General features: G+C 49.9%; 10 protein-coding genes. 3 read left to right on the top strand and 7 right to left on the bottom strand.

Annotated features, from left to right (window positions below):
• The first annotated feature begins 306 nt into the window (after nucleotides 1–306).
• Together H6750_10595 and H6750_10590 are read left to right on the top strand one after the other, a co-directional pair.
• Entirely contained in the window at nucleotides 307–750 is a 444-nt protein-coding gene (locus tag H6750_10595; GenBank protein ID MCB9774757.1) for a DUF3568 family protein, read from the top strand.
• A 314-nt stretch (nucleotides 751–1064) separates the two neighbouring features.
• Nucleotides 1065–1736 carry an SOS response-associated peptidase gene (locus H6750_10590; GenBank protein ID MCB9774756.1) on the top strand — a complete coding sequence of 224 codons (672 nt, stop codon included), beginning with the start codon at nucleotides 1065–1067 and terminating at the stop codon, nucleotides 1734–1736.
• A 1332-nt stretch (nucleotides 1737–3068) separates the two neighbouring features.
• Here the strand turns inward: H6750_10590 and H6750_10585 are convergent.
• The 4 genes from H6750_10585 to H6750_10570 all read right to left on the bottom strand — a co-directional run bounded on the left by H6750_10585 (nucleotide 3069) and on the right by H6750_10570 (nucleotide 7170).
• On the bottom strand, nucleotides 3069–4082 hold the full coding sequence (locus H6750_10585) for a hypothetical protein (GenBank protein MCB9774755.1): 1014 nt from the start codon (nucleotides 4080–4082) through the stop codon (nucleotides 3069–3071).
• A 128-nt stretch (nucleotides 4083–4210) separates the two neighbouring features.
• Nucleotides 4211–4963, bottom strand: coding sequence for a DUF3365 domain-containing protein (locus H6750_10580; GenBank protein MCB9774754.1), 753 nt, complete (start codon nucleotides 4961–4963; stop codon nucleotides 4211–4213).
• A gap of 162 nt (nucleotides 4964–5125) precedes the next feature.
• Nucleotides 5126–5434: a hypothetical protein gene (locus H6750_10575; GenBank protein ID MCB9774753.1), complete on the bottom strand. Its 309-nt coding sequence runs from the start codon at nucleotides 5432–5434 to the stop codon at nucleotides 5126–5128.
• A 533-nt stretch (nucleotides 5435–5967) separates the two neighbouring features.
• Nucleotides 5968–7170 (bottom strand): sodium-dependent bicarbonate transport family permease, encoded by a 1203-nt coding sequence (locus H6750_10570; GenBank protein MCB9774752.1) that lies wholly within the window; start codon nucleotides 7168–7170, stop codon nucleotides 5968–5970.
• Nucleotides 7171–7647: 477 nt separating this feature from the next.
• On the opposite strand from H6750_10570, the gene H6750_10565 reads away from it, so the two are divergent.
• Entirely contained in the window at nucleotides 7648–8226 is a 579-nt protein-coding gene (locus H6750_10565) for a hypothetical protein (GenBank protein MCB9774751.1), read from the top strand.
• Nucleotides 8227–8427: 201 nt separating this feature from the next.
• Here the strand turns inward: H6750_10565 and H6750_10560 are convergent, their stop codons facing one another.
• The 3 genes from H6750_10560 to lexA all read right to left on the bottom strand — a co-directional run bounded on the left by H6750_10560 (nucleotide 8428) and on the right by lexA (nucleotide 13624).
• Entirely contained in the window at nucleotides 8428–11541 is a 3114-nt protein-coding gene (locus H6750_10560; protein ID MCB9774750.1) for a DNA polymerase III subunit alpha, read from the bottom strand.
• Nucleotides 11542–11868: 327 nt separating this feature from the next.
• A complete protein-coding gene (locus tag H6750_10555; GenBank protein MCB9774749.1) occupies nucleotides 11869–13071 on the bottom strand; it encodes a hypothetical protein in 1203 nt (400 codons plus the stop codon).
• Between the two features lie 10 nt (nucleotides 13072–13081).
• Nucleotides 13082–13624: a repressor LexA gene (lexA, locus tag H6750_10550; protein MCB9774748.1), complete on the bottom strand. Its 543-nt coding sequence runs from the start codon at nucleotides 13622–13624 to the stop codon at nucleotides 13082–13084.
• Between the last annotated feature and the right edge of the window lie 132 nt (nucleotides 13625–13756).

The following is a 13756-nucleotide window of genomic DNA, read 5'->3' as shown; positions in this document are numbered from 1 at the left end:
TAGATTGTGTAACTTTCGAAAAAGGGACTTTTCGCTTTTATTCAATTGCAAAAAAAGTGATAAATCTCTGCTGGCGCCTGGCGAAAGAAACACCAGGTGTCACATAATGTATTTTGAAGAAATATAAAACCTGGATGATTTGCCTTCCGCTCCCTGATATGATTTTTTCGTTCTGTTTCAGTCATTCCTATCGCCATAGGGGAGAGTAAGTTGCTTCGGGTAATTTCATTTAACTCTATTAACCTGCATCCGATAACACCATATACGTGACTTTGAAATGGTTCTGATGGAGTTTACAAGGCTTTAATGGTGCAAAGGACAGATCGAGCGTTGAAACCGGAAACAAATATATTTTTGATGAAAAATTGCGGCATCATGCTTCTTTTGGTCTGGTGGGCCATGCCGCTCATGTCCGGATGTGCAGTGGTGCTGTTAGGTGCTGGTGCGGGGGCCGGTGTCGCCGGCGCGACCTATGTCATGGGGAAACTGGAGGATGAGGTCAATGCTCCCGTATCAAATGTTCAGCGGGCTGCCGTGGCCGCCATGAAAGCATTGGAACTCCCCGTTGACAAAGAACGGGGAGATAAATTGGCTGCTGAGTTGGAGTCAGAAACGGCTGATCAAAAAAAGATATGGATCTCGATTACTTCGCTTACTTCCTCCCGGTCAAAAATTGTGATTCGGGTAGGAGTGATGGGAGATGAAATCCGCTCCCGACAGATCTTACAAGCCATTCATGCCCGGTTATAACTTCCTCAAACCCACCTCCTGATCCTCTGCATTGAACGGTTCCCAGGTCTGGTTGCTCTTTTAAATAATTAAAAAGCCCACAGACCCCTTTTGCCTTCATCAAAAAAAAGTGCGTAGCGTCAAGGATTTGGGTTTATCCCTGCATGCATCCCATGGGGTGGACCTCAGGAATTCAATATTTAAACGATCCATTTAAAGAAGGCTGGGAATGAATCCGGCCTTTGTCATTTGTGCCGGTCACTATAAAATTTCTTCCCTTTGTTTCAGGGATTTTATAGGGTGAGGTCAAAACTGAGGTTTGATAACATTCAATTATGTGCGGTCGGTTCACACGTAAAGAGAATTTCCAGCATTTGGCGGAACTCTTGGGCCTCAAGGTCTTCCCGCCATTGAGCCCACGCTACAACATTGCTCCATCGCAGATGGTGGCCTGTGTGCGCATCAACCCTGAGTCGGGACAACGGGAATGTATGGAATTAAAGTGGGGACTGGTGCCTTCATGGGCTAAGGATCCCAGCATCGGGAATAAGTTGATTAATGCCCGCGGAGAGACTGTGGCGGAGAAGCCGGCTTTCCGCAAAGCATTTAAACAACAACGTTGCCTGGTCTGGGCCGATGGCTTTTATGAATGGAAGGAAGAAGGAAACATCAAACAACCCTATTATGTTCGATTTAAGGATCAACGGCTCTTTTCGTTCGCCGGCTTGTGGGAACGGTGGGAAAAAAACGAAGCGCACCCCTTGGAAACCTGCACACTCATTACGACGGCTCCCAACGCGGTGATGGAACCTATCCATCATCGCATGCCGGTCATTTTAAGTTCGAAAGACTATGCCGATTGGCTCGACCCATCTTTGCAAACTATTGAACGAGTTAATGCGTTGCTCCGACCGTGTCCACCCGAGGAGATGGAAGCCTATGCCGTCAGTCAGCTTGTGAACAATCCCAGAAATGATCGCCCCGAATGTGTGGTTCCTATTGGATGAGAGGGCAGGGGCATGGGGGTGCATGTGAAGAAGAGTTCAATTCTCATCCTGGCTCACATGACTTTTGAGGGACGATGAAGGCACTCTCGGATTTTTTGTCCGGCGGTGGGTTCAATGCCTAATGCCAAATCCAGTGAAAAGCTGGCAGGTTTTCCGGAGGTGATATTATTTCCAGATAATATGTGGCAAATATGAAGAACAATATCCCAAAAATTGATAAAACGATACGTTCAAAGATTGGTGTTTCCTGATTTTTCCGGAAAGATGGCCTCGGCATTTTTGGTGTAGAGCCATTCCTTCCTGTCAGGAGGAATTTTTCTTCATCCTTACTGAAAGGGAAGTCGTCATACCTCATTTTGCCTCCTTACAAATTTTGAAATAGATTCATCCAAGATTGCCTTTGTCCAACCAAATATAACCATAGAAATTCAGAGGGTACTTCAGGTCCGCCTTTTTCTTTTGGAACTCCTATAAAATTTATAGAAAAACTACGCAAGCACCATACCCAAACACTTCGAAGCTCGGTTTCGTCCTTAAAAAACAACGGTCATTCAATTAACGAACATGCGGTTCGGGGAAAAATTCCCAATTTCTTGGGGTTTTTTCCCTTGCTTGATACAAATTTTCCATTCTGGGTTAGGATTTTGTCCGTTTAGTCCCTACTGGGAAATTATGGGTTTAAGGTGCCAAAGTCTTTCAAGGATTTATTTCCAACGGAAAAAGAACAAAAATGAACAGATAGCATGTTGCAAAATCGCACACATTTCCCCCGAAGTTCTATGAAAAAGGCATTCCTTTTTTTGAACGACCTGTACCTCGGAAGTTGCTGATTCAAAGAAAAGGAAAGAGCTGAGACAAGTTTTTTAGGCTATGTCTATTAGAAGAGATGGGGGCTTCGTGTCATTGGTTGGTTGAAATGGAAGTCAGCATCAATGGCGTACGCTTCACGAAGGAATTCTGTTAAGTAATCAGATTGTTACAATTCAGGCTGCAATTGGGTAGGGGATCTCAATGAGTTTGGTTTTTCTATTAGATTTCAGAAGCCTTCAGTCTGATCCGTTTAGGACAGGTAGTGAAAAGGGAATAATCCTGAAGGCCTTGTCAATTATGGTCTAAGCCGTTATCTGGGGTCTTTTCCTTCAAATTACGCTATGGAAATTGCGCGTTCATGCGAACTCTTCAGGAGATTGAGGAGAAAAGAATCAATCCGAAGAATTGATGCCGGGCATATTACAATACAAACCCCTATCCCCAAGGAATTTTGACACCTTCAACGGGCATGGTCCTACCAGGCGTTACAATGACCTGATTGCAGGGAGATGAACGGTATCTCTATTGTATGGGGTCAAGAAGAACGATATGTGATTTGCCGTCATGAGATATTCCAATGCCGGCAATCTGGTTGACATCATTGATGCAACAGGGGCGAATGGATTTCCAGTCTGACTGGGGAGAAAGTAACAAATTCAGGTCCAGCATTTTTCCGTCCCTATATAGAAAGCCACGGGAACCGCTCATGCCCACGATGTATCCTGATTGATTGATATCCAATGCGGTGCTTTCCTGTCTGTCGAGGGTTCCCAGGTCAAACATTTTTCCATCAGAGTAGAGAAAGGCGTGTGGTCGATTAGAATCCGCCACAGTGGCGCTTCCGACCACATGGCCCATGTCGTTGATACTATTGGCTCTGCTTGCCGTTCCCCCAAGGGTCCCCAAATCGATCATTCGGTCTTGTCTGTACAAGAAGGCATGGGTTTCATCGCGATACGTGCTCGAATAGCCAACCACTTGTTCGCTATTATTAATATCTGTGGCAACGCTTTCCTTCCCTCCGAGTGTGCCCAGGTCCGTGAGCTTTCGTCCGCGATAGAGGAAGGCGTGCCGTTCTGATGGAGCGGTGGAGTTTCCCTCTAAATGAGGAATGAGCGTATACCATCCCACGACAAAAGCAGCATTGTTGACAGCAAGTGCCATTCCGGGAGGCTTAGCAAAGATTGAAATATCTATAAATTTTCCATCACTATATATAAATGCATCACGTCCAATATTTCCCACTACTTGAGACCTGGAATTGATACCCATAATCCGACAGCCAACTCCACCACATGCACCAAGGTCGATGTTCTTTTTTCCGTCGAACCACCAGCCATGGTTTCTTGTCAAACTAAGCGGTGCTGTGCCAACGATCTGTCCATCATTGGTCAGATCCTCGACCGTGCCGCCGGTCACGAGGGCTCCGATATCCCGGATTGCATAAGTTTCTCCGGCTGTGGCCGGAGCAGGAAGGCTAAAAGACCCAGTAAGAACAAGAATAGGCAAAAGAAATCGGCCGACCAACACAGTCATTATTTTTCAATCCCTTTCACTGCCCAATGCTTGAAGGCTATTGATGAGTTGACGAATATGTATGAGAGGCGTTTTGTTAACCTGTCTGCTTCGCCGCTTTCTCAAGCCCATGGGCAAACTCTTCCCGTTCATCGTTGGTCCAGTGGCATTGACACACTAATCGCTCCGGCTAAATCACCTTCGTGCGCTCCTTCTTTTGGGTATCCAGAAATGTCCAATTGGCCGGCTGGTTCCCCATGACACTGCAGGCAATCACTCCCGTAATAAATCGGAATGAGGAGGCGGAGGTTGTTATCTCCTTCTGGCATTTCGCTAATCGTCACAGATTGGCTTGGTTGGGTCAACAATCGTTGTAACACGGCAGCTTCGTAGGGATCCGGGGCATTTTTCGGATTTCGGGGTTGCAGCGTGGTTTGTTTGAGTCCAATGCCAGACCTTCCAGAAAAACGCTCAGAGACCCGGCTGCCAAAAGTGGCGGGAATGAAATTCTTAAACCCGACTCCCATTTGGTTAATCTCCGGCTGTGCTTCAGCAACGACTTCTTTGCTCGATTTCAATAACTCACCTAAGACTTCTATCACGTTTCCACGCAGATGAGTCAGGGTTGGTTTCGTGAGGTCGACCCCGGTTCGGATGCGAAATTCCTCAATCACCTGTCGTTCAAACACCTCAGGTGTGAATCCCTTGTTGTCTCGATTGGGATCATTGATTAAGGATTGATTTCGGTCAATGACGACCCGACCCGCGCTTAAGAGCATGGCAATAAGCCGGGCCTCTTCTTCCGCTTGATAGGCCGACATATTCATTCCAACGATCGGATTCGATAAGATGAATAGGCTGAGAATGACACCTGCCAATAATCCTCGTCCATAAAACTGCATGACATTCTCCTTTGTCTCATGCCTGGTAAAGTCAAGAGCTTTTCCCGTTTTCCCTTTTGTGCAGGAGGTGCTTGAAAGAAGTCATGAATAAAGGGTTATTCTCCACCGGGACTCCAATGCTGGGTTCGACCAGGAAGCTCACCCTGGGATGAAATTGATTGGTTAATTGTCGACGCGGGGCATGAGGACGTCAACCTCATGTCTGAAGACTGTAATGGCATAAAGAGGTTCCAATGTCCGTTCGATCTCTTCAAAGATCTTGTGCGCCACTGGCTGGGAAACAACTAGGATCATTTTGGTTGTCTGGTCACTTTCCAAATTGCCGCTCCGGTGTCCATGTGTGCCCAATCCTGCAGCGACCTCTTCGATCGTATACCCAGTCGCTCCCGCCCGTTTCACCAGATCTTTGAGATTCGGTACCAAACTACTTTCAGCAATGATGGTAACAAGAATTGCCTTGACTGCGGGCATTTTGCACCTCCAGGTTTTCAAAAATTCAATTAAAGTCCGATGATCATGTTGGGATATGAACGAAGTCGTTTTTCCTGGATGGCTTTTTCTTGATGAAAATGGAGTACTTGAGCATGTTTTTTTAGCCAAATTCGGTCTGAATGGGCCACCCTACCAATCAGGGCAGTGTGGCAGCTTTATAATGTTCCATATGGCTCACTGCACATTTTAATCTTGTACCTGCCAAAAGGCCCCCTGCTTTCCAGGGGGATGAATGGCAATCCGGAGCGAGGATGAGGTCCCGAGCCAGAAGTAGGAGACTGTTTAAAGAAGCCACACTATTTGGTGGGGAGTTTCAGGAAGCCCGTATTTAATAGCATGAAATTTGTTGCAAATAATCAAGCCAGTTCAGAATATATTACCCCCAGACTCTCAACAGGTGTTTAACCCGGTTCCCGTGTGAAAACAGGTGGGATTGATTCGTTCCAGGCGATCGTCCTATTCACATACAAACATGTGATGGCCGTTTTTCACTTCTCTTAAGCATTCCATGGTTAACCAACGGGTATCGCTCTGGTCAATGCCGTGGCAATCATAATATAAACGGGGATACCGATGGTCACGTTATAGGAAAATGTCAGACCCAACGAGGCTGCCAATGGCAGGGTCGGACTCGCCTCTGGAATGGCCAGCCGTTGAACCGCCGGAACCGCAATGTATGACGCTGCCCCACACAACACGGCAAAGAGCGCGTAGGTGCCGAGCGAAAAGGGAGCTCCGAGGAACATACTATAACCATGGGCCACTACGATTCCGATCGTGGCAAAAATGTTTGGAGCGATTAGGCCGAATAAGATGAATGATAGTCCTGCGTGTTTAAGGTCTTTGAGTCGTCTGCTAGCGGTCATTCCCATTTCCAATAAAAAGAGAGATAAGATGCCGTGGAAGAGGGCAACAAAGAATCTGTCGTCGACCTCCGTGACCTTCACACCTTGGAGGCGGCTGATAAATCCAATCAAGATGCCCCCGAAGAGCAAATACAGCCCCGGGTTCAGGAAAATCTCGTGTAGCATCTTTCCACTAAAGATCGGTTTGGGTTCCTCGTAGTCCGCCGCGGCTGCTGCGCCCAGCGACTGGGCCGGCAAAGAAACCGGGATTTGCTCGACATGGTTGTTATGACTGTCTTCGTCTTCAGTTGCGGGGTCCACGAGTTTGCGGGCGTAAGGATTGTATCCCGGCTCATCCGGCATATTTCCGAGGGCATCCAGCCTGCCGGAGGCCCGAAGACGTGAAACGAGATAAAGGGCCACCAGGCAGCCCGGGATTTCCATCACGGCAAGAAGAACCGGCATATATGCGGCGAAGGCGATATTCGCCGCAGCCAGGACCCCGAGACAGGTCACAAAAGTCCCCGCTGAGTCAGAGCCATAGTATCCGGCTACGGTTGCTGCATCAATTCGACGTAAATTTGTTTTTCGAAGGATGACATAGGCGGCGATGCCGATGATCAGGTTGGTGAAAAAGCCAATCACCATAAACCCAAGAGCATGTTGCAACTCGGCCATTGAGAGAGAAGCCAGTTCTTCCCCTCCGTGCCAGCCGATGGCGATCAAAAGGTAAATGGTTAATCCCTTATAGAGTACGTGTGGAAATTCAAACGGCACTTTGAGAATGGGGACTAAAAATCCAAGATAGAAAAATAGCAACAAGGGTTTGAATAAGTTATGGGTAAAGTTGTAAACAAATTCTTCAAGCATACAGCGCTCCTTTACCTATGAAACCTGCATAGCATATTCAGGGAATGGTTGAGATTTTTGATGCTTTCTCAAATCTTCTGATGAAAATAGGTTTATTGTGTTGTCGCCAATATTTGTGGCCTTTAGCGTCTTTTTGCAAAATTAGGTCCATGATTACTCATTGAGATGTCTTCACGGAAAATTCTGCCCAATCCCAGTAAACACAGATGTTGGTCCATCGGGATGACTTTTGAGTTCCTGATATTGGGGGTTGCCTTTCTCCCACCTGAGCGAAATCGCAACCCGCGCACTGTTCACATTCACTAATTAACGTTGGGTGAAATCTTTGATGAGAGACTTTCTCGGCTGAAACCAGGCTCGTTGAAATGAACAAATTGGAGAGGAGAATATTAGGCATACGAAGAATAGGAAGATTGTTAAATGTGCCACGGTCCATAAAATTTTGAGGCACCTGATTCAAATATGGTAATATGACGGATGCGTTGTTGGATTCTCACCGTCGTACTGATCGCCAGTGGCGTTTTGTCAGGCATTGATGCTTGGGGACTGGAATTTACTGCAGACCAAATCATTAAGTTCGGGCGGCAGACTCAAAAGGCCAACCTGTACTATCGGGATGACCGGTGGCGGTTGGAGCATCAGTCGATGGGTCCGGTCAACGTCACTATTGTGCGAAAAGACAAACAACTTATGTGGCTGCTGCTCTCCCGCGTGAGACACTTCAAGACGCTTCCCTACGATCCTGCTCAGGAGCCAAAATTGAGTGAGCATCTGGAAGGAGAGATTTCGCGCGAAGAGATCGGCACGGAGACGCGTGAGGGCCATCCGACAATCTTATACGAGGTGACGGTGAAGCAGGGCGATGAGATCGATGTCTACTACCAATGGTTTGCTACCGACATTCAGTTTCCGATGCAGTTAACCAGGAAGGACGGAAGCTGGAGTGTCGAGTATCGACATGTGAAGCTGCGGCCCGTAACCGATTATTTATTTCAACTGCCAGTTAATTTCCAGCCCCTGGAAGAGTTTGACCCGCCAAAGAAAAAAGAATCCTAAGCGCCCGTGTTGTCGGCACTTATCCTTCGAAGGCGAGATGGTCGCTGCAGGCTGCAATCTCTCTTAACAAATAACTTTTCTGCTTGAACATAGATCTTTCCCCGTTGGCTCAGGGTAGCAATACGGTGTGGGGTTTTCCTGAACCAGGATGTGTTCGGTCCATGCTTAAATGGGGAAGTCTCTGTTTGGGCAGTTTGGGTGTTAACCGATCACTTGCATATGCTGCACCGTCAGTGTGGTGGCGGTAAAGTCTTCTTCCACCAATCCCTCAAGAAGAAGCGGCCGTTCGTTCGTGAGTAACGGTCCGTATCGTTGAAATATTTCCGGGAACAACGTGGCGTCGTAGAGACCCGTCGTATCTTCCAGCGTGATGAATTCCATGGGTTCGCCATGTTTGGTCGATGCGGCTTTTTCCGTGATCAGCCAGCCAACCATCATGATTCGATGGCCGATATGCATAGGCATCTCCGTTGCGGGAGTGATCTGCAGGCCTTGCAAATGCCTCGCGTAGAGCGTCAACGGATGGCAACGGAGGGGGAAGCCGAAAAGGTCAATTTCATGCTGGATCAACCGTTCTGTGTCATATTCATTCGGAATCGGGAGCAGACGAACGGAGGGCAACAGCGGGGTGGCGTGTTGTGCAACTGATCGGGGTGAGGAGATGCCACAGGTTGGATGCTCGGCATAGACCCGCCAGAGCAGGCCGGGGCGGGTGACCTCACCGGCAATGGCATCGAAGCAACCTGCCAGAACCAATAACCGCGTCTGCGCCGGTTCGGGGTTGAGCCTGCTCAAAAAATCATGAAACGACTGAAACGGGCCGTGGCGAGATCGTTCTTCGAGAAGCCGATCGATGAATCCCCGGACGATGCCTTTGATTTGCATCAAGCCCATGCGGATGGTCGTTCCTTCTCCCTCGTATGCCCATCCGCTGGCATTGATGTCCGGAGAGAGCACGGTCAATCCCATCCGGCGGGCTTCTGACAGATAGGCGAAGGTTGAATAAAACCCACCCTGGTTGCTGATGACGGCGGCCATGAATTCTCCAGGATAATGGGCGCGGAGATAGGCCGACTTAAATGATACCTGCGCATAACTGGCCGAATGCGGTTTGCAAAAACTGTAACCGGTAAAGCTCATCGTCATTGCCCATACCCGCTCGATCGTTCGCGCATCCACACCGCGCGCGCGCGCGCCGTCGACAAATTGGCGTTGATAATCGCGAAGCCGGCGTTGCTTATGTTTTTTGCTAAGAATTTTCCTGAGTTGATCACCGTCTTCCACGGAAAATCCCGCCAGACCCATGGCCACTTTGGCGACGTCTTCCTGATACACCATGATGCCGTGGGTTTCCACGAGCACGTCTTCCACTAACGAATGCAAGGGGCGATAGGCGCCACCATGCGCCCGCCGGACAAATTCTTGAATGAACCGGTTTGCGGCGGGACGAATCAATGATGAGACGATGACCAGATACTCAAAGACGTCGGCGCGTGCGCGCCGATCTGCCGGCATGCCCGTCCAGAGTTTTTTGAGAAGCAGTCGGGTGGCAGGCGATTCGATGTAAAAGCATCCAATTGTCTCACCCTGTTGAATGAGCTGTTGTGTTTTGGGGTCGGTTAACGGATCCCAGGTGGCATAGTCGATGTGTCGGCCGGTGTGTTCCGCAATTGCCGCAAGGGCATCCCGAATGACGGCTAAGGATCGATTGCCCAGGAGATCGATTTTGACCAGGCCGGCATCTTCCGTTTGATCTTTCTCCCATTGAATGACCGGAACACCCTTTGCCGCCACTTCCACGGGCACATAGCGTCGGAGATCGTCAGGAACAATCACGATGCCCCCGCAATGCAGGGACAGATGACGAAACCGTCCTTGAAGTTGAAGAGCAAGTCTGATCATTTCCGGCCATGGCTTGCATAAATCGGTGAACCCCGAGGCCTCATCAAGGTATGAGTCGAGCTTCTTCCTCTTATGTGGTCTCGAAGACGGCGAAGATGGAAGGGAGCGAGGCTTTTCATTTTCTCGAATATTGGAAAGGCGGGGGGTCTGCCGGCTTGCGGGTTGATTGCATGGGGAGATAGAGGGCTCTTGAGCCGGAAGATCAGCGAGCGGGAGACGGGTCAGCAGTCGACTCACCTGCTGAATTTCTGCCGGAGGTATGCCATAGACTTTGGCGACTTCCCGCACGGCCGCCCGGAGCGCGAGCGTATTTTGATTGGCCACCATGCCGGCCTGCCGGCTGCCATAGCGCGCAAAGACAAAATCCACAATGCCGTCGCGCTCATCCCAGGGAAAATCCACGTCGATATCCGGCGGATCGTGACGCCCGGGATTTAAAAAGCGTTCAAAAAACAGATTGTGCCGGATGGGGTCCACATGGGTAATGCCCAGGCAATAGGACACGATGGAGGCCGCCGCCGACCCCCGGCCACAGGTGCGAGGCGCCTGGCGGACAATCTCGTCAACCACCAGAAAATAATGAGCGTAGCCTTTATCCCGGATGACGCTCAGCTCGCGTTCGATCCGAACAGTCACGACCGCTGTCAGTGAGCCGTACCGCCATCGGGCCCCGTCGTAGGTCTTCTCGCGTAGCAGAGTGAAGGCATGTGGGTCGGAGAGCCGGCGAAAATTCGGGAAAATCGTCTCTTTGAACGACCACTCGGTCTGGCAGTGCTGGGCGATCTTTCTGGTGTTGGCTATCGCGTGAGGCGCATGGGGAAACTGTGAATCCAGTATCGCAGGTGGCATCAACCAATGATGGGGTGCACAGCATGCCTCCGGCGGCAATTGAGAGAGGGTGGTATTGAAGGCGATCGCACGGAGAATTTGATGAAGGGGGAATTCCTGCGGGGTTACAAAATGCACCCGGTTGGTTGCGACGGGAGGAAGGCGTGTGCGGCGGCTAAAGGCCAGGGCCTGGTGCATGAGCGCACCTGGCGTTAGCTCTACGTACAGATCGCTAGGTGAGTGGCGTTTCCAGGCCGTCAGTGCGGAAAGATCGTCAGAGAGAATGATCAGTCCTTTTCGGTGTTCCTGAACCGAGGCGATGCAGTCAAAGTCGTCATCGCAATGGCGTTGGGAAAGCAGGCGGCAGAGATTGGTATAGCCAAAAGAATCTTTGACCAGGAGCACGGCGCGGTGCCGGTTGTGGGTCAGTTCGGCTCCCAGGATCGGGCGTAAGCCATGGGCCTGTGCGACCTCGATAAAGCGAATGGCACCGTACAGGCCGTTCGTATCGGTCAGGGCAAGTGTCTCGGCTCCCTGTCCCTTTGCCGTCTGGCACAAGGTTTCCAGTGTGGATACTCCCTGCATCGGGGAGTACTCCGAATGAACGTGTAAATGAACAAAGGCTGACATGAAATAATGCGGCAATAATGATAAATTGCGTGCCCATTTTAAGTTAAAGTATCACTTTACTTTATGCCGATGTTGATAACCTGTTGATTAAAGTGATGCCTTATTTTTTTCTGTCTGTGGATAACTTAATAGCTAAAGTTTTTGATTAATTTTTGTCATTGTAAAATGCCAAACACCTATTATCCATTGATTATTTTGCATGTTAATTGACGTCATGAAAGTGATGGTGATCATGATGCAGAGGTGTGAGCATCGCTTGAGAATTTTTCAAAACTCACCTATTCAATCTAAACGAGAGGCCAGGTGTGAACGTCCCCATTGAATGACTTTCATGCCGAACCGGGTATGCAAATGATCAAGGGCTAATGCCAATCGATGGGGACGGGGGAGTGCCTGAGGTTCTTCCGGGTCGTGTAATGGGAAGAGCGAGAGTTGTTCGGGTGGAGGACGAAAGCTATTGCTTCGAATGGTCAGTGAGCGCACGCGGACGCGTCGTTGGAAGCACCGACGGAATAAGGTCTGAGCAGATGGAAACATATCAACCTCCCAATCTGTGGGTGTGGATAAGACGGATGAATGGTGAACTGTGAGCTGATCACTAAAGAGCAGCGTCAGCCTGAGGCGATGACACAGGCGCTGTCGTCGACGTAAATCATGGCAGAGAGAATCCAGAAGGCATGACAGGCCTCCAAGGAGCCGGTCGTAGTCAATCGTATCCGGCTCAAAGAGATAGGAATGGGTCAGCGATAGCGAGGACTCAGGAGCCACGACCGGCAAAAAATCAATCCCACGTGCCCACTGGTAGAGCCGATGGCCCCATCGACCGCAGACGGTTTCCAGAGCTTCCAGGCTTACGTCGCTCACGTCGCCGATGGTCTGTAGATTCAAATCGGTCAAGCGTGTGTGGAGTGCGGATCCTTCAGGACCTTGTAGCCCGGGAAGTATTGAGACCGGTAAAGGCGATAAAAAGTCCTGTTCGGAGCCTGCCCGGACATCACAGAGTTGGGGTGGCGTGAGGATGGAGCTGGCCATTTGCGCGACAAGCTTATTGGTCCCGATACCGGCGACGGGGTGTAACCCAAGTCGCGATGTGACATCGCGCTCTAAACGCATCGTGGTGTCACAGGTTGCGCCAAAGAGTCGAGTGGTGCCGGTCAAATCTAAATAAAAATGTCCAGGCCTAAACGACTCCCAAATGGGTGCGATCGGGATCATGCACGACACGAGGGCATGATGGGCTTGGGCAACACGAGTCGGGTTGGGAGGCACGAGTCGAAGCGAGGGACAGCGTCGTCTGGCCCGATCGGCCGGAAGTCCGGGTATGACGCCGGCGTCTTCAGCTTCGGGAGAAACTTCACGGATGATGGCACGGGACGCATGGGCGGAAGCCACGGCGACAGGTCTGGTGCGTAAGGAGGGAGCGTCGAGGCGTGCCAGGGCCACTTCGAATCGAGGAATACATAAACAGACAATTTGACGGTCCATCGTTTTTCATCTAGCCACAATGCCGAATGACCCCGATCACCACTCCTTCAATCACAAATTCATCCTGCGGAGTCACCAGAATCGGAGCCATGGTTGCATTCGCCGGATGCAGTTCTATTTGCTCTTCTTTGTTGTAATATTTCTTAATCGTCGCCTCCTGATTCACCAGCGCGACCACAGTTTGTCCATTTCGCGCCATTCGTTGCTTGTGTACAATCACCAGGTCACCCGGCAGGATGCCTTCATCCCGCATCGATTCACCTTTCACTCGTAATGCGAAATTGTCTCCCGTTCGCAGCATGGAGGGTGGAACCTCTACCAGCTCAGTTTGGGGAATGGGTTCAATCGGGTTGCCGGCCGCGACGATGCCGGCCATGGGAATCTGTGTCGGGGAATCCAGTTGGGAGAGGATGGCTTCGACCACTCCAGGAATCCGACGCATTCCGCATTCGTAGCGGGTAATGGTCATACGAGTGGTGCGAAGGCGTTCAGCTAGTTGGGTTTGGGTTAAGCCGAGGCGTTGCCGGATCTGTTTGAAGGCTTCAGGTGTCATGTAACCAATGGTTACATTGTGGCATGGGAGGTGTCAAGATGAGGTGGTTGCGACCGACACACTCATGATTACATTAATCTGTAAGTATTTGATTTTTTGTGATTTTTTGTAAGTCACTTATGTTGAATAGGG

It is taken from the genome of Nitrospiraceae bacterium (genome assembly GCA_020632595.1).
Classification (GTDB): domain Bacteria; phylum Nitrospirota; class Nitrospiria; order Nitrospirales; family UBA8639; genus Nitrospira_E.
This window is presented reverse-complemented; position numbering and strand designations above follow the sequence as displayed.

Coding starts and splice junctions, on each gene's coding strand:
- H6750_10595 (MCB9774757.1), top strand. CDS start 307: ATGGTGCAAAGGACAGATCGAGCGTTGAAACCGGAAACAAATATATTT.
- lexA (MCB9774748.1), bottom strand. CDS start 13,624: ATGACACCTGAAGCCTTCAAACAGATCCGGCAACGCCTCGGCTTAACC.
- H6750_10570 (MCB9774752.1), bottom strand. CDS start 7,170: ATGCTTGAAGAATTTGTTTACAACTTTACCCATAACTTATTCAAACCC.
- H6750_10555 (MCB9774749.1), bottom strand. CDS start 13,071: ATGGACCGTCAAATTGTCTGTTTATGTATTCCTCGATTCGAAGTGGCC.
- H6750_10585 (MCB9774755.1), bottom strand. CDS start 4,082: ATGACTGTGTTGGTCGGCCGATTTCTTTTGCCTATTCTTGTTCTTACT.
- H6750_10565 (MCB9774751.1), top strand. CDS start 7,648: ATGCGTTGTTGGATTCTCACCGTCGTACTGATCGCCAGTGGCGTTTTG.
- H6750_10580 (MCB9774754.1), bottom strand. CDS start 4,963: ATGCAGTTTTATGGACGAGGATTATTGGCAGGTGTCATTCTCAGCCTA.
- H6750_10560 (MCB9774750.1), bottom strand. CDS start 11,541: ATGCAGGGAGTATCCACACTGGAAACCTTGTGCCAGACGGCAAAGGGA.
- H6750_10590 (MCB9774756.1), top strand. CDS start 1,065: ATGTGCGGTCGGTTCACACGTAAAGAGAATTTCCAGCATTTGGCGGAA.
- H6750_10575 (MCB9774753.1), bottom strand. CDS start 5,434: ATGCCCGCAGTCAAGGCAATTCTTGTTACCATCATTGCTGAAAGTAGT.